10 protein-coding genes are annotated in these 15,692 nt (G+C 72.5%); 8 read left to right on the forward strand and 2 right to left on the reverse strand.

Annotation, left to right across the window (positions count from 1 at the left end; translation table 11 throughout):
- Both ACSLTV_RS35000 and ACSLTV_RS35005 read right to left on the reverse strand, forming a co-directional pair.
- A partial coding sequence (locus ACSLTV_RS35000) for an SDR family NAD(P)-dependent oxidoreductase (RefSeq protein WP_435613616.1) occupies window positions 1-5,508 on the reverse strand: 5,508 nt, incomplete at its 3' end.
- A 272-nt stretch (window positions 5,509-5,780) separates the two neighbouring features.
- Window positions 5,781-6,641: a 1,4-dihydroxy-6-naphthoate synthase gene (locus ACSLTV_RS35005; protein WP_432159049.1), complete on the reverse strand. Its 861-nt coding sequence runs from the start codon at window positions 6,639-6,641 to the stop codon at window positions 5,781-5,783.
- A gap of 402 nt (window positions 6,642-7,043) precedes the next feature.
- Between ACSLTV_RS35005 and mqnE the strand changes: the two genes are divergently transcribed.
- The 8 genes from mqnE to ACSLTV_RS35045 form a co-directional block, all read left to right on the forward strand.
- A complete protein-coding gene (gene mqnE / locus ACSLTV_RS35010; RefSeq protein WP_432139998.1) occupies window positions 7,044-8,207 on the forward strand; it encodes an aminofutalosine synthase MqnE in 1,164 nt (387 codons plus the stop codon).
- A 94-nt stretch (window positions 8,208-8,301) separates the two neighbouring features.
- On the forward strand, window positions 8,302-8,601 hold the full coding sequence (locus ACSLTV_RS35015) for a ferredoxin (RefSeq protein WP_432139999.1): 300 nt from the start codon (window positions 8,302-8,304) through the stop codon (window positions 8,599-8,601).
- Window positions 8,602-8,704: 103 nt separating this feature from the next.
- Window positions 8,705-9,466 (forward strand): thioesterase II family protein, encoded by a 762-nt coding sequence (locus tag ACSLTV_RS35020; protein WP_432140000.1) that lies wholly within the window; start codon window positions 8,705-8,707, stop codon window positions 9,464-9,466.
- A 45-nt stretch (window positions 9,467-9,511) separates the two neighbouring features.
- Window positions 9,512-10,411, forward strand: a complete 900-nt coding sequence (locus tag ACSLTV_RS35025) for a menaquinone biosynthetic enzyme MqnA/MqnD family protein (RefSeq protein ID WP_432140001.1) — start codon at window positions 9,512-9,514, stop codon at window positions 10,409-10,411.
- Window positions 10,412-10,445: 34 nt separating this feature from the next.
- Window positions 10,446-11,651: a cyclic dehypoxanthinyl futalosine synthase gene (gene mqnC / locus ACSLTV_RS35030; RefSeq protein ID WP_432140002.1), complete on the forward strand. Its 1,206-nt coding sequence runs from the start codon at window positions 10,446-10,448 to the stop codon at window positions 11,649-11,651.
- 109 nt (window positions 11,652-11,760) lie between these two features.
- Window positions 11,761-12,750: an ATP-binding cassette domain-containing protein gene (locus ACSLTV_RS35035; RefSeq protein ID WP_435613617.1), complete on the forward strand. Its 990-nt coding sequence runs from the start codon at window positions 11,761-11,763 to the stop codon at window positions 12,748-12,750.
- Window positions 12,750-13,601 carry an ABC transporter permease gene (locus tag ACSLTV_RS35040; protein WP_432140004.1) on the forward strand — a complete coding sequence of 284 codons (852 nt, stop codon included), beginning with the start codon at window positions 12,750-12,752 and terminating at the stop codon, window positions 13,599-13,601. The genes ACSLTV_RS35035 and ACSLTV_RS35040 overlap by 1 nt, the downstream gene beginning before the upstream one ends.
- 10 nt (window positions 13,602-13,611) lie before the next feature.
- Window positions 13,612-15,692: AMP-binding protein (locus ACSLTV_RS35045; RefSeq protein WP_435613618.1), on the forward strand; the 2,081-nt coding region annotated here is incomplete at its 3' end.

Consider the following 15,692-nt stretch of genomic DNA (forward strand, 5'->3'; position numbering starts at 1 on the left):
GAGTCGGGTGTAGGCGGACCGGTCCATGCCGTCCGTGTCAGCGTCGTTGAGGGCGTCGAGGTTGTCCCAGCCCCGGTCGGCGGGGAAGTCGCCGATGGCGTCCTCGCCCTGGAGGAGCAGTTCCCAGAACTGTTCGGGGGTTTCGACGCCGCCCGGGAAGCGGCACCCCATGCCGATGATGGCTATGGGGTCGTCCGCGAGTCGGACGTCGTCACCGGGGCGTGTCGTGGAGCCGTCGGGTGCGTCGGCGGGTGCCAGTTCGGCGAGGAGCAGGTCCGTGACGGCCGCGGGAGTGGGGTGATCGAAGACCAGGGTGGCCGGCAGTGGTGTGCCGGTGACCCGAGAGAGGGCGTTGCGCAGTTCGAGGCCGGTCAACGAGTCGAGGCCCAACTGGTTGAAGGGCACGTCGAGTTGAATCCGAGAGCCCGGGGCGTGTCCGAGTACGTCGGCGAGGGCGGTGCGTACGAGGTCGTTGACCGCGTCCCGGCGCCGCGGTTCCGGGAGGTGCAGCAGGTCGAGCGGTGAACCGGCGGACACCGAGCGCGCGGCGGCCTCCCGCAGCGCCGGGCGGCCGGTCAGGGTGCGCAGCAGCGGGGGGAGCCGGTCGGCGGCCCGGCGCAGTGCCGCGCGGTCGACCCGGAGCGGCAGGGGCGCGCCTCCGGTGTGTGCCAGGGCGCGGTCGAAGAGGTCCAGGGCATCCTGGGTCGGGAGGGCACCGATGCCGGTGCGGGCGGCACGGTCGTGGGTGGCGTCGGCGAGTCCCCGGGTCATCTCGCTGTCGGCCTCCCACAGGCCCCAGGCGATGGAGACGGCCGGGTGGCCCTCGGCATGCAGGTGGGCGGCATAGGCGTCGAGGAACGCGTTGGCGGCCGCGTAGTTGCCCTGTCCGGGTCCCGCCAGGGTGGCGGCGGCCGAGGAGAACAGGACGAACGCCGAGAGGTCCAGGTCACGGGTCAGTTCATGGAGGTTGACCGCCGCGTCGGCCTTGGGACGCAGGACGGTGGCGAGGCGGTCGGGGGTGAGAGAAGTGATGACGCCGTCGTGCAGCGTGCCCGCCGCGTGCACGACGGCTCCGAGCGGATGCTCCGGCGGCAGGCCGTGGATCACCTCGGCAAGGGCGTCGCGGTCGGCGGCGTCGCAGCCGACGACGGTGGTCCGGGCACCGAGAGCGGCGAGCTCGTCCGTCAGCTCGGCGGCCCCGGGGGTCTGCGGGCCGCGCCGGGAGACGAGGAGCAGGTGGCGGACACCGTGCCGGGTGACGAGGTGGCGGGCCACGGCGGAGCCGACGGTGCCGGTGCCTCCGGTGATGAGGACGGTGCGGTCGGCCGGAAAGACGACGTTCGAAGTCTGGTCCAGGTCGTCCGGGGCGGGGGTGAGCCGGGGGGCCAGCAATCGTGCGTCACGGAGCAGGAGTTCGTCGTGGTGGTGGTGTACGGCCGACACGAGGTGCTCGTCGGTGGGGGTCGTGTCGGCGTCGAGGAGAAGGATCCGTCCGGGGTTTTCCGAGGCGGCCGTTTTCAGCAGCCCTCGGACCGCCGCCGCGGGCAGGTCCGTCACGGTCTCCCCGGTGGCGGCGACCGCTCCCCGCGTGAGCAGGAGCAGCCGCGAGCGGGCTGCGCGCGGGTCGGTGAGCCAGTGCTGGAGCAGGGTGAGGGCCGTGGCGGTGGCCGTGTGCACGTCGGTCGCCGGGTCTGTGCCGGAGTCCGGCCCGACGGTTTGCCAGGGGACGACGACCAGGTCGGCGAATGAGGCGTTCGAGGCGTCCGACGGGGCGGAAAGGGCGGCCAGGAGGTCGTCCGGAGTGTGACGGGCCAGGGTCGGGGCCGGTTGCGGGGCGGGAGCGGGGCCGAGGGGGCTCCACGTCACGGTGTAGAGGTCGCTGCCGCGGTTGCGTGCGGTGCCGAGGAGCCGGTCGGCGTCGATGGGCCGGACGCTGACGTCCTGGGCGGTGAGGACGGGGGCGCCGGTGGCGTCGAGGACGCTGAGTGTGGCCCCCGTCGCCGACGGCCGGCCGACGTGCAACCGCACGCTCGTGGCTGCGCTCGCATGGAGGGTCAGGCCGGTCCAGCTCACGAGGTGCGGAGCGGGCTGTCCGAGCGCGACCAGCGCGCTGTCCACCAGCGCCGGGTGTACGGCGAACCGGGCGGCCTCCCCGGCCTTCGTCTCCGGGAGGGTCGCTTCGGCGAACACTTCGTCGCCCAGACGCCAGACGGCGCTCAGGGCCTGCGGTGCTTCACCTGCCGGGCCCGCGGCAGGACCGAGCGCGTCGTACAGCTCGTCCGGGTCGACGGGCGTGGCGCCCGGCGGGGGCCAAGTGCCGCCGGGCACGGACACGACGTCGGCGTCGGCGTCGGCGTCGGCTACGGCGGCGAGGGTGCCGTAGGCGTGCCGAGTCCACTCCCGGGTCTCGTCGGCGTCCGGGTCGTGGGGGCGGGCGTACAGGGAGAAGGTCCAGCGCTGTTCGCCCGTGGCGGCCTCGGTGACGGTCTGTATCTCCGTCTCACCGGTGCCAGGCAGTGGCAGTGGCTCGTCGATGTGCAGTTCGGTGAGGTGGTGGGCGCCGAGGGTGCGGCCCGTGTGCAGTGCCAGGTCGGTGAGGACGGAGGCGGGCACGATGGAACCACCGCTGGTCGCGAGCTCGCCGAGCCAGGGTTGGGCGCGTGCGGAGAGGTGTCCGGACGCCACGACGCCGGCGGAGCTCGCCAGACCGATACCGGTGGAGAGGAGCGGGTGCCCCCCACGGTGCCCCGGACGGCTCGCGACGGGGTCCAGCCAGTAGCGCTGCCGCTGAAAGGGGTAGGTCGGCAGGGGAACCGCGTCGGAGGCGTCGGGCAGCAGAGCGCTCCAGTCGACGGTCCGGCCGGAGGCGTGCAGTGCCGCGAGCGCGGCGACGGCTGCCCGGGGTTCGTCCCGACCCTTGCGCAGCACGGGGACGAGCTCCGCGTCCCCGGCACGGTCACCGAGCACCGTCCGGGCGAGGGCGGTGAGGGTGCCGTCGGGGCCGATCTCCAGGAAACGCGTCACGCCCGCGGCCGCCAGAGCGCCCACACCGTCGGCGAAGCGCACCGCTTCACGGACATGCCGGACCCAGTAGCCGGCGGACGCCAACTCGTCGCCGGTGGCGAGCTGTCCGGTCAGGTTGGACACGACCGGGATGACCGGGGGCGCGTAAGCGATACGCTCGGCCACCTCGCGGAAGGCGTCGAGCATCGGCTCCATCAACGGCGAGTGGAAAGCGTGCGAGACGCGCAGACGGGTGGTGCGGCGACCCTGCTCCCTCAGCGTCGAAGCCACCTCCTCCACCGCCGCCTCGACCCCGGCGATCACCACGGACCGCGGACCGTTGACCGCCGCGAGCGACACCTCACCGCCACGGCCCTCCAGCAGCGGCACCACCTCCGCCTCCGCCGCCTCCACAGCCACCATCACCCCACCAGCGGGCAGCTGCTGCATCAGCCGGCCACGCGCCACCACCAGAGCACACGCGTCCTCAAGCGACATCACCCCCGCCACATGCGCAGCAGCGATCTCACCGATCGAATGCCCGATCAGGAAGTCCGGACGAACCCCGAACGACTCCACCAGACGGAACAACGCCACCTCAAGCGCGAACAACGCCGGCTGCGTCCACTCCGTGCGATGCAACCGCTCGGCATCCGCACCGAAGACGACCTCCCGCAACTCCCCCCCGACATGCCCGCACACCGCGTCGAACGCCTCCGCGAACACCGGGAACGCCTCATACAACTCACGCCCCATCCCCGACCGCTGCGCACCCTGACCCGAGAACAGAAACGCCGTGCGGCCACCCCGTCGGGCGGACCTGACCACCACGTCGGGTGATGTCCCTCCGGTGGCCAGGGACTTGAGGCCGGCGGTGAGGGTGGCGCGGTCGGTTCCCAGGACGACTGCGCGCTGTTCGAAGAGGGAGCGCCGGGTGGCCAGCGTGTGGGCGACGGCCCGGTCGTCCGTGTCGGGGTGGGTTTCGAGGTGGGCGAGCAGGGCGGTGGCCTGGGCGCCGAGGGCGTCGGTGGTGCGTGCGGAGAGGGTCCAGGGGATCACCGGCGGCAGCGGGTTCGCGGGGCTCTCGTCGTGCTCCGGGGATTCCGCGGACTCCGGCTCGCTCGTCGGGGGTTCCTCCAGGATGACGTGGGCGTTGGTGCCGGAGACGCCGAACGCGGACACTCCGGCGCGCCGGGGGCGTTCGGTGTGCGGCCAGGTGACGGGCTCGGTGAGGAGGCGTACGTTGCCCTCGGTCCAGTCGACCTCGGTCGTGGGGGCGTCGACGTGCAGGGTGCGGGGCAGGCGGGAGTGGCGCAGGGCCATGACCATCTTGATGACGCCGCCGACGCCGGCGGCGGCCTGCGTGTGGCCGATGTTCGACTTCAGGGAGCCCAGCCACAGCGGGTGGTCGTCGGGGCGGTCCCGGCCGTAGGTGGCGAGGAGGGCCTGTGCCTCGATGGGGTCGCCGAGGGTGGTGCCGGTGCCGTGGGCCTCGACGGCGTCGACGTCCCGTGGTGAGAGGCCGGCGGAGGTCAGGGCCTGCCGGATGACACGCTGCTGGGAGGGGCCGTTGGGGGCGGTCAGGCCGCTGCTGGCGCCGTCCTGGTTGACGGCCGAACCACGGACGACGGCGAGGACCGGGTGTCCGTTGCGGCGGGCGTCGGAGAGGCGTTCGAGCAGCAGGACGCCGGCGCCCTCGCCCCAGCCGGTGCCGTCGGTGGCGTCGGCGAAGGACTTGCAGCGGCCGTCGGGTGCGAGTCCGCGCTGGCGGCTGAACTCCAGGAAGGTGACCGGTGTCGACATGAAGGCGACGCCGCCCGCGAGGGCGAGGTCGCACTCGCCCTGGCGCAGGGACTGCGCCGCGAGGTGCAGGGCGACGAGGGAGGAGGAACAGGCGGTGTCGACGGTGACCGCGGGGCCTTCGAAGCCGAAGGTGTAGGAGATGCGGCCGGAGGCGATGCTCGCGGCGCTGCCGTTGCCCAGATGGCCCTCGACTCCGGGCGGGGGCTCGGGGAAGCGGGTGGCGTAGTCGTTGTACATGACTCCGGCGAACACGCCGGTGGCGCTGCCGCGCAGGTCGGCGGGGCGCAGTCCGGCGCGTTCCAGGGACTCCCAGACGACTTCGAGCAGAAGGCGCTGCTGGGGGTCGGTGGCCAGGGCCTCGCGGGGTGACATGCCGAAGAAGGCGGGGTCGAAGTCGGCGGCGTCGTGGAGGAATCCGCCCTCGCGGGTGTAGCAGGTGCCGGGGCTCGCGGGGTCGGGGTCGTAGAGGGAGTCGAGGTCCCAGCCACGGTTGTCCGGGAAGCGGGAGATGCCGTCGGTGCCGGTGTCGACCAGGTGCCACAGGTCCTCGGGGGTGCGGACCCCGCCCGGGTAGCGGCAGCTCATGGAGACGACGGCGATCGGTTCCGTGGCCCTGTCTTCGACCTGGCGCAGCCGGGCCCGGGTGCGCTGGAGGTCGTTGGAGACGCGGGTCAGGAAGTCGCGCAGCCTGTCCTCGCTCATGGTCGGTCTCCCTTCGGCAGCGGGCACGCTGGCTCGCCGGTGGGCACGGGGGTGTCGGGTGGGCCGCCGGGGCCGGTGAGGGGCGGGCGTGCCACCCGATGCCCTCGCGGGGACAGGCCGCGGCGCTCCCGGTGCCGGGCCTGTCCCTCGGGCCCATTGTGGGAAGGGTCGTGCGGGTGTTCGGCGTCTCGGCCGGGTGCTCTAAGAGAACTTCTAGCGTTGTCCGGGGTCGGGAGGACCGTCCGTGAGGCGGTATCCCCGTGGACGGGCGTTCACAGGGCGCGGGTCGTGTCCAGGGCGCCGTCGGGAAGGCGAGGCAGCAGGCCGAGGTGGGCGGAGCGGTCGAGCAGGGCGTGCACGGCGTGCAGGCCCGTTTCGCCGAGGTCGGCCGTGAACTCGTTGACGTAGAGGTCGATGTGCTGGTCGACGACGTCGGGTTCCATCTCCTGGGCGTGTCGCAGGACGTAGGCGCGGGAGGCGTCGGGGTTGCGCCGGGCGGCGTGCAGGGAGGCGCGGGTGGCGTCGGCGAGGGTGCGCAGCACGGGCTCGCCGAGGGAGCGGCGGGCGACGATGGCGCCGAGCGGGATGGGCAGGCCGGTGCGCTTCTCCCACTCCTCGCCCATGTCGGCCGCGCGGTGCAGGCCGTAGCGGCCGTAGGTGAAGCGGGCTTCGTGGATGACGAGCCCGGCGTCCACGAGGCCGTCGCGGACGGCGGGCATGATCTCGTGGAACGGCAGGACGACGATCTCGCCGACGCCGCCGGGCACGGCGTCGGCCGCCCACAGCCGGAACAGCAGGTAGGCCGTGGAGGTGGTGCTCGGGACGGCGACGCGGGCGCCGGCGAGGCGGGCGGGCTCTTCGGGTTCGGCGGTGAGGAGGAGAGGTCCGCAGCCGTGTCCGAGGGCACCGCCGCAGGGCAGCAGCGCGTAGTCGTCGAGGATGTGCGGCAGCACGCCGTAGGAGACCTTGAGGATGTCGAGTTCACCGCGCCGGGCCTGGCCGTTGGTGATGCCGATGTCGGCGAAGGTGAGGCGTACCGCGGGTGCGTCGGGGAGCAGGCCTTCGGTCCAGGCATGGAAGACGAAGGTGTCGTTGGGGCAGGGCGAGTGCGTGAGGGTCAGTGGCGCCGGCATGGGGTCCCTTTCGTCGGGTCCGCCGGGTGGGCGGCCGGTCGGGTCTGCGGTGCGGTGGCGTCCTCAGCAAAGCCGTTGCGGGTATGGGGTTTTCCCCAGACTGCCCTCCCTCAGGATGGGGGAGCCCCACCTGACGCGGCGTCGGTGCCCACCGGCCGGACCGGGGGACCGCGGCTTGCCGGATCGTTGGCCGGCCCCGCGGGCCCGTGACGGCCCGCCGGTGCGACGGTGTGTCCGTGTGGTGCGGTCCCGGCCTCGCGTCCGCCCGTCTCCGGGCGCGAGGGTCGGGACCGTGGTCAGCCGGGCGCCGGGACGTCACCCGGACGCCGGCGTGGCATCCCGCGCCCCGTGCGCAGACCCACTACGCGTGCCGCCAGGCACTGAACGAGGAGGTTCCCGGCCATGGACGCTGGGCTCAAGCGCGAGCTGGAGGAGAAGGTCCTCTCCGGTGAGCGGCTGTCCCGCGAGGACGGCATCGCCCTGTACGAGTCGGACGACCTGGCGTGGCTGGGCGGTCTGGCACACGAGGTGCGCACCCGGAAGAACGGCGACGTGGTGCACTTCAACGTCAACCGGCACCTGAACATGACCAATGTGTGCACGGCGTCCTGCGCCTACTGTTCGTTCCAGCGCAAGCCGGGCGAGCAGGACGCGTACACGATGCGCATCGAGGAGGCCGTCCGTCTGGCGAAGACGATGGAGAACGAGCATCTCTCGGAGCTGCACATCGTCAACGGTCTGCACCCGAACCTGCCGTGGCGGTACTATCCGCGCTCGCTGCGGGAGTTGAAGAAGGCGCTGCCGAACGTCGGGCTGAAGGCGTTCACGGCCACCGAGATCCACCACTTCGAGACCATCTCCGGGCTGTCCGCCTCCGAGATCCTCGACGAACTCATCGACGCGGGACTCGAGTCGCTCACGGGCGGCGGTGCGGAGATCTTCGACTGGGAGGTGCGGCAGCACATCGTCGACCACCGGACCCACTGGGAGGACTGGTCGCGTATCCACCGGCTGGCGCACGAGAAGGGGCTGAAGACCCCGTGCACCATGCTGTACGGCCACATCGAGGAGCGGCGCCATCGCGTCGACCACGTGCTGCGGCTGCGTGAACTGCAGGACGAGACCGGCGGGTTCCAGGTCTTCATTCCGCTGCGCTACCAGCACGACTTCGTGGACATGAAGGACGGCAAGATCCGCAACCGGCTCCAGGCCCGCACCACCATGGCCACCGGCGCCGAGGCGTTGCGGACGTTCGCCGTGTCCCGGCTGCTCTTCGACAACGTGCCGCACGTCAAGGTCTTCTGGGTCATGCACGGTGTGCAGACGGCGCAGCTCGCCCTGCAGCACGGGGCGGACGACATGGACGGCTCGGTCGTCGAGTACAAGATCACGCACGACGCGGACAACTACGGCACCCCGAACAAGCTCACCCGCGAGGACCTCCTCGACCTCATCCGGGACGCCGGTTTCCGCCCGGTGGAGCGCAACACCCGCTACGAGATCATCCGCGAGTACGACGGACCGGACCCGCTGCGTCGCGAGTCGCCCCAGCCGATGCGTGTGTGACCCGGGTCGGCCCCCCATGGCCGGGCCCTCGTGAACCGGCGTGCACGGCTCACCACCGTGCGCGCGCCACAACGACACTGCCAGGCAGGTGTTTATGTCCCCGCAGACGACGAACGACGAGGACCTGGAAGTCTGGATCGACCAGGACCTGTGCACCGGTGACGGTATCTGCGCCCAGTACGCGCCCGAGGTGTTCGAGCTGGACATCGACGGGCTCGCCTACGTCAAGAGCGACGAGGACGAGCTGCTCCAGGCGCCGGGCTCGACGACCCGCATCCCGCTGGACCTGCTCACCGACGTGGTCGACTCGGCCAAGGAGTGCCCCGGCGAGTGCATCCATGTGCGCCGGGTCGCCGACCAGGTCGAGGTCTACGGCCCCCAGGCCGACGACTGATCCGGCCTCCGCTCCCCCGGCCACCGGACGTCCCGCCGTACCGCCCGGCGTGGGGCAGCCGGGCCCGCACACCTCGACACTTTCGGAAGGACACGTACAGCCCATGACGTCCACCACCACCGACAACCTGTGGATCCGCAGGTTCCGGCCGTCCCCCGACGCCGCCGAACGGCTGGTGTGCTTTCCGCACGCCGGTGGCTCGGCCAGCTTCTACGTGCCGGTCGCCGACGCGCTCAGCCCCGGTGTCGACGTCGCCGCGATCCAGTACCCCGGACGTCAGGACCGGCGGCACGAGCCGGGTCCCGCCTCGGTGGCGGAGCTGGCCGACCGGGTCGCCGAGGCCCTGGCCGGGTGGGACGACCGTCCGCTGACCTTCTTCGGCCACAGCATGGGCTCGCTGGTGGCGTTCGAGGTGGCGCGCCGCATGGAGGGCGCCGGGTCGGGGCCGGTCCGGCTGTTCGCCTCCGGCCGGCGTGCACCGTCCCGCACCAGGGACGAGCGTGTGCACACCCTCGACGACGACGGTGTGATCGCCGAGCTGAGGGCCCTGGCCGGCACCGACGCCCAGGTCCTCCAGGACGAGGAGCTGCTGCGCATGGTGCTGCCGGCGATCCGCAGCGACTACCGGGCGGTGGAGACCTACCGCTGCAAGCCGGGGGCGGCGGTGCGCTGCCCGGTGACCGTCCTGACCGGTGACGCCGACCCCCGGACGTCACTGGAGGACGCGCGGGCCTGGAGCGAGCACACCCTGTCCGAAGCGGACGTGCGGGTCTTTACCGGCGGCCACTTCTTCCTCTCGGAGCGGCCCGCCGAGGTGCTGGCCGTCCTCCACGAGCACTTCGCCGCCTCGGCCCGCCAGGGCTGACCGGCTCCCGACCGCCCTCCAGACCCGTTCCGGGAGTTGTGCACGATGACCGAGCAACCCGCCCCCGAGTCCGCGCAGTCGGCGCAGGTGCTCCGGCACCGCCCCCGGGTGGGCCACATCCAGTTCCTCAACTGCCTGCCCCTGTTCTGGGGGCTGGCCCGTACCGGCACCCTCCTGGACATGGATCTGCGCGCCGACACGCCGGACGGTCTCAACGAGGCGCTGGCGGCCGGCGAGCTCGACATCGGGCCGATCAGCCTGGTGGAGTTCCTGCGTCACGCCGACGACCTGATCGCCCTGCCGGACATCGCCGTCGGCAGCGACGGCGACGTGATGTCCTGTCTCCTCATCAGCCAGGTGCCGCTGGAGGACCTGGACGGCAAGCCCGTCGCGCTGGGCTCGACCAGCCGCACCTCGGTACGCCTGGCACAGCTGCTGCTGGCCGAACGCGTCGGCGTGCGCCCCGAGTACTACGTGTGTCCGCCCGATCTGCGCACCATGATGTCCGAGGCCAAGGCGGCGGTGGTCATCGGTGACGCCGCCCTGCGGGCCGCGCTGTACGAGGCGCCCCGGATGGGCCTGCGGGTGCACGACCTGGGCCGGATGTGGAAGGACTGGACGGGTCTGCCGTTCGTGTTCGCCGTGTTCGCCGCGCGCCGTGACTTCCTGGCCCGCGAGCCGGAGCTGGTGCACCGCGTGCACTCGGATCTGCTCGCCTCCCGTGACCTCTCGCTGGCGGAGGTGGCCAAGATCTGCGAACAGGCCTCGCGGTGGGAGGAGTTCGACGCCTCGACGCTGGAGCGCTACTACACCACGGCCCTCGATTTCACCCTCGGCGCGGCACAGCTCGCCGGCATCACCGAGTTCGCACGCCGAGTGGGCGGTGGCGCCGAGGGGTTTCCGCCCGACGTCGCCGTCCGGCTGCTCGACCCCTCCGCCCTCTGATCCGAACCCACGCCACCGGAAAGGCCCGGCCACCATGTCCCGACCCGCGCACCATCCGCTTCAGCCCGTCCTCGACCGTGCCGCCGCCGGTGGGCGGATCACCCCCGAAGAGGCTCTCGACCTCTACCGGGACGCCCCGCTGCACGCGCTGGGCGCGGCCGCCGACGCCGTGCGCAGGCGGCGGTACGCCGGCACCGAGCACATCGCCACGTACATCATCGAGCGGAACATCAACTACACGAACGTGTGCGTCACGGCGTGCAAGTTCTGCGCCTTCTACGCGGCGCCGAAGGACACCGCCAAGGGCTGGACCCGCGACCTGGACGACATCCTGCGCCGCTGTGCCGAGACGGTGGAGCTGGGCGGCACGCAGATCATGTTCCAGGGCGGTCACCACCCGGACTACGGCGTGGAGTACTACGAGGAGCACTTCGCCGCCATCAAGAAGGAGTTCCCGCAGCTGGTCATCCACTCCCTGGGGGCGAGCGAGGTCGAGCACATGGCGCGGATCAGCAAGGTGAGCGTTCGGGAGGCGATCGGCCGGATCCACGCGGCGGGGCTGGACTCCTTCGCCGGGGCGGGCGCCGAGCTGCTGCCCGAGCGGCCGCGCAAGGCCATCGCACCGCTGAAGGAGTCGGGCGAGCGCTGGCTGGAGATCATGGAGATCGCGCACGAGCTGGGCGTGGAGTCGACGTCCACCATGCTGATGGGGACGGGTGAGACCAACGCCGAGCGGATCGAGCATCTGCGGATGATCCGGGATGTACAGGACCGCACCGGCGGCTTCCGGGCGTTCATCCCGTACACGTACCAGCCGGAGAACAACCATCTGAAGGGCCGCACCCAGGCCACCCTCTTCGAGTACCTGCGGATGATCGCGATCGCCCGGCTGTTCATGGACAACGTCGCGCACATCCAGGGCTCGTGGCTGACCACCGGCAAGGAGATCGGCCAGCTGTCCCTGCACTACGGGGCGGACGACCTCGGCTCGATCATGCTGGAGGAGAACGTCGTCTCCTCCGCCGGCGCCAAGCACCGCTCCAACCTGGTCGAGCTGCTCACCCTGATCCGTGCGGCGGGCCGGGTCCCGGCGCAGCGGTCGACGACGTACGAGCACCTCGTCGTGCACGACGACCCGGCGAACGACCCCGTCGACGAGCGGATCGTCTCGCATGTGTCCTCGACCGCCATCGCGGGCGGCACCGCCCACCCCGAGCTGAAGCTGATCGCCACCACCTGAGGCCCGGGGGGTGTCCGGGGCTCGCGCGCCTCGGGTCCCGGAGCACGCCCCCGGCTCTTCCCGAGGCACGGCCCTCCCCCACCCCAGCAACACGAGGACGGAGAACCCCATGGTGGGCGCCCTTCACGCCACGGGTCTGGTCAAGACCTTCGGCGAGGTCCGAGCCGTGGACGGAGTAGACCTGGACGTGCCGGAAGGCGGCGTGCTCGGACTGCTCGGCCCCAACGGAGCGGGAAAGACCACGATCGTCCGGCTGCTCACCACTTTGCTCCGGCCCGACGCCGGCACCGCCACCGTGGCAGGTCACGACGTGGTGCGCGAACCGGACCGGGTCCGGCTGTCGATCGGGCTCTCGGGCCAGTTCGCGGCCGTCGACGACCGGCTGACCGGCCGGGAGAACCTCCGCATGATCGGCGAACTGTACGGGCTGCGGTCCCGGGCCGCCCGGCAGCGGGCGGACGAACTGCTGGACCGGTTCGGCCTCACCGCGGCCCGCGACCGGGTGTCGAGCACCTACTCCGGTGGCATGCGGCGGCGGCTCGACCTGGCCGGGGCGCTCGTCGTGCGCCCCTCGGTGATGTTCCTCGACGAGCCGTCGGTCGGACTGGACCCGACCAGCCGGCTGATGCTGTGGGACGCCATCGAGGACCTGGTGGCCCAGGGCACCACCCTGCTGCTGACCACCCAGTACCTGGAGGAGGCCGATCGTCTCGCCCGGGACATCGCCGTGGTCGACCACGGGCGCATCGTCGCGCGGGGCACCCCGCGCGAACTGAAGGCGCAGGCAGGAGGCCAGCGCATCGAGGTCGTCGTGTCCTGGCCCGAGCAACTCGACCCCGCCGCGGCCCTGTTGGCCCGGTTCGGCACCCGCGCCCCGGACGTGGACCGGCCGCGCGGCACGGTGTCCGTGCCGGTGAACGGCGGGGTGCGGCTGCTCACGGAGGTCATCGCGGCACTCGACGCCGACGGCATCGCGCTCACCGACATCGGACTGCGCCGGCCCACGCTGGACGAGGTCTTCCTGGCCCTGACCGAGGACACCCCGCGGGACACCGGGCGCGCGGCGGTCGGCGCCGGCGCGCCGAGCGAGAAGGAGTGATGAACGTGTCGGCAGCGGCACCGTCCGTACCCGAACTAAGGCCGGGCACGGCCGCCAAGTCCCTGCGCGACGTCCTGGTCGTGACCCGGCGCAACGTGATCCGGTCGGTGCGCATTCCCGAGGTGCTCGTCCTCAGTCTGGTGCAGCCGGTCGTCTTCGTGCTGCTCTTCGCGTACCTGTTCGCCGGGTCCTTCAGCCTGCCCGGGGCCGAAGGAGCCGCCGCCTACCGCGAGTACATGATGCCGGGGTTCTTCGCCCAGACCATCGCCTTCGCCACCGCCAGCAACAGCAGCGTCAGCATGGCCAACGACGTGCAGAGCGGCATGGTGGACCGGTTCCGGTCACTGCCGATGGCGCGGGGCGCGCTGCTCACCGGCCGCACCGTCGCGGACCTCGTGCAGAACGTCATCGTCGTGGGGGTGATGGTCCTGTGCGCACTGATGGTCGGCTGGCGTATCCACCACGGGGTGCCGCGCGCCCTCGCCGGGTTCGCGCTGCTGCTGCTCACGGGGTACGCGCTGTCGTGGGTGGGCGTGCTGATCGGCCTGTCGGTGCGCGCCCCGGAGGCGGCGGCCACCAGCAACTTCCTGTGGCTGTTCCCGCTGACGTTCCTGTCGAACGCGTTCGTGGCGCCCTCGACCCTCCCGACGGTGCTGCGCTGGGCCGCGGAGTGGAATCCGCTGAGCGCGACGGTGCAGGCGGCACGGCAGCTGTTCGGCAACCCGGGGCTCAACGCCACGGGCGCCTGGCCCGCCGAGCATCCCGCGCTGGTGTCGGTGGCGTGGTCGCTGCTGATCGCGGTGGTGTGCAGGGCGCTGGCGGTGCGCCGCTACGCTTCGGCCGGCTCCTGAGGAGAGATGCGTGACCGCGGACGCCACGTTCCGGGCGGAGCTGATCCGCCCGGTGCACGAACTGCTCGCCGGGCACGCGTCGCGGCAGCCCGGCCGGACCGCCTTCGAGGACGCCCGGCGTGCGGTGACCTGGGCCGAGCTGGACCGGCGTACCGCCCGGGTGGCGGGTCATCTCGTGGAGCTGGGGCTGCCGCGCGGCGCGTCGGCGGTGATCTACCTGCCGAACCGGGTCGAGGCGGTGGAGAGTTACCTCGCCGTCGCCCGGGCGGCCGCCGTGGCGGTACCGCTCGACCCGGGGTCGGCCGACGCGGAACTGGCCCGGCTGCTGGACGACTGCGCGGCCCGACTGGTCATCACCGGTGCCGCGCAGCTGCCGCAGGTGCGCCGGGTGCTCGCGGACCGGCCGGAAACCACGGTGATCCTCGTCGGTCAGGACTCCGAGCCGGGGTTCGCGGAGGCCGCCGCCCGCGCGGGGGCGTCCGGCGAGGCGCTGCCGCGCTGGGAGGAGCTGGCGTCGTCGTGGTCGCTGCGTCATCCGCCCCGCGACGACCTCGGCCTGGACGATCCGGCCTGGTTGCTCTACACGTCCGGGACGACCGGGCGTCCGCTGGGGGTGGTGTCCACGCAGCGGTCGTCGTTGTGGGCGACGGCCGCCTGCACCGCGCCGCTGCTGGGGCTGTCGCCGCAGGACCGGATCGTGTGGCCGATGTCGCTGTTCCACGCCGTGGCGCACAGCGTCTGCGTGCTCGGCGGGGTGGCGGTCGGTGCCACGGTCCACATAGCGGACGGTGCGGCCGCCGACGAGGTGCTGCGGCTGGCGTCGGAGAAGGACGCGACCTTCCTGGTGGGCGTGCCGACGATGTACCACCGGATGATGGAACCGGCCCGGTCCGGGGCGGCCGGGCTGCCGCGGCTGCGGGTGTGCATGGTGGTGGGCTCGCCGTGCCCGCAACCCCTGCACGAGGCGTTCCGTTCCACGTTCGGCTTTCCGCTGCTGGACAGCTACGGCTCGACGGAGACGGGCGGCGCGATCACCACGAACCTGCCGCGGGGGCCGTACGTACCCGGTTCGTGCGGTGTGCCGCTGCCCGGCCTGACACTGCGGCTGGTGGACCCGCGTACCGGCGAGGAGGCGGAGCGGGGTGCCGAGGGTGAGGTGTGGGTGTCGAGTCCGGCGCTGATGCTGGGCTATCACCGGCGGCCGGAGGAGACCGCGAGGGTACTGTCCGGCGGCTGGTACCGCACCGGTGACCTGGCTCGCCAGGACGCGGACGGATACGTGACGATCACCGGCCGGCTCAAGGAGCTGATCATCCGGGGCGGGGAGAACATCCACCCGGGTGAGGTGGAGCAGGTTCTGGCCCGGGCGCCCGGGGTCGCGGACGCGGCTGTCGCGGGCGTCCCCCACGAGACGCTCGGCGAGGTGCCGGTCGCCCATGTCGTCCCGGCGGTCGGCGGGCTCGACGTGGAGGCGGTGCTGTCCTTCTGCCGTCGGCGGTTGTCCGCGTTCAAACTTCCCGAGGAGATCCACGAGGTCACCGAGGTGCCCCGCAACCCGGCCGGGAAGGTCGCCCGGACCCTGCTGGCGGGGCTGCCGCGCCGACCGCTGTGGCGACGGCACGGGCAGGGCCCCGGGCCCTCCTCCGCCGCGGCCGGTCTGGGGCTGGACGAGGCGGCCCATCCCCTGCTGCCGGCGGTGGTCGAACTGCCCGGGAGCGACGAACTGGTGTGCACCGGCCGGGTCACCGCGGCCGGTGGCGACCCGACGCTGCCGCGGCGCGCCGACGGCAGGCAGGTGTTCGCCGGAGCGGCCCTGCTGGACCTGGTGCTGCACGCGGCGGGCCGCGCCGGCTGCGACCGGGCACTGGAGGTGGCGGCGGACGAGCCGCTGGTGCTGCCGCGCCACGGCGGCGTGCAGCTCCGGGTGACGGTCGGCGCGCCGGAGGCGGACGGGAGCAGGCGGGTGACGGTGCACGGACGGCGGGACACACGAGGGTCCGCGCGCCGCCCGTGGGTCCGGCACGCGACGGCGACGGTGGCGCCGGCCCCCGCCGCAGCACCCGACGCAGAACGGTCCGCGTGGCCTCCCAC

The organism is Streptomyces sp. bgisy159 (genome assembly GCF_965341775.1).
GTDB lineage: Bacteria > Actinomycetota > Actinomycetes > Streptomycetales > Streptomycetaceae > Streptomyces.

Excerpts from the sequence above, each read along its gene's own strand:
- mqnE (WP_432139998.1), top strand. The coding sequence starts at position 7,044 with ATGGACGCTGGGCTCAAGCGCGAGCTGGAGGAGAAGGTCCTCTCCGGT.
- ACSLTV_RS35020 (WP_432140000.1), top strand. The coding sequence starts at position 8,705 with ATGACGTCCACCACCACCGACAACCTGTGGATCCGCAGGTTCCGGCCG.
- mqnC (WP_432140002.1), top strand. The coding sequence starts at position 10,446 with ATGTCCCGACCCGCGCACCATCCGCTTCAGCCCGTCCTCGACCGTGCC.
- ACSLTV_RS35015 (WP_432139999.1), top strand. The coding sequence starts at position 8,302 with ATGTCCCCGCAGACGACGAACGACGAGGACCTGGAAGTCTGGATCGAC.
- ACSLTV_RS35025 (WP_432140001.1), top strand. The coding sequence starts at position 9,512 with ATGACCGAGCAACCCGCCCCCGAGTCCGCGCAGTCGGCGCAGGTGCTC.
- ACSLTV_RS35040 (WP_432140004.1), top strand. The coding sequence starts at position 12,750 with ATGAACGTGTCGGCAGCGGCACCGTCCGTACCCGAACTAAGGCCGGGC.
- ACSLTV_RS35005 (WP_432159049.1), bottom strand. The coding sequence starts at position 6,641 with ATGCCGGCGCCACTGACCCTCACGCACTCGCCCTGCCCCAACGACACC.
- ACSLTV_RS35035 (WP_435613617.1), top strand. The coding sequence starts at position 11,761 with ATGGTGGGCGCCCTTCACGCCACGGGTCTGGTCAAGACCTTCGGCGAG.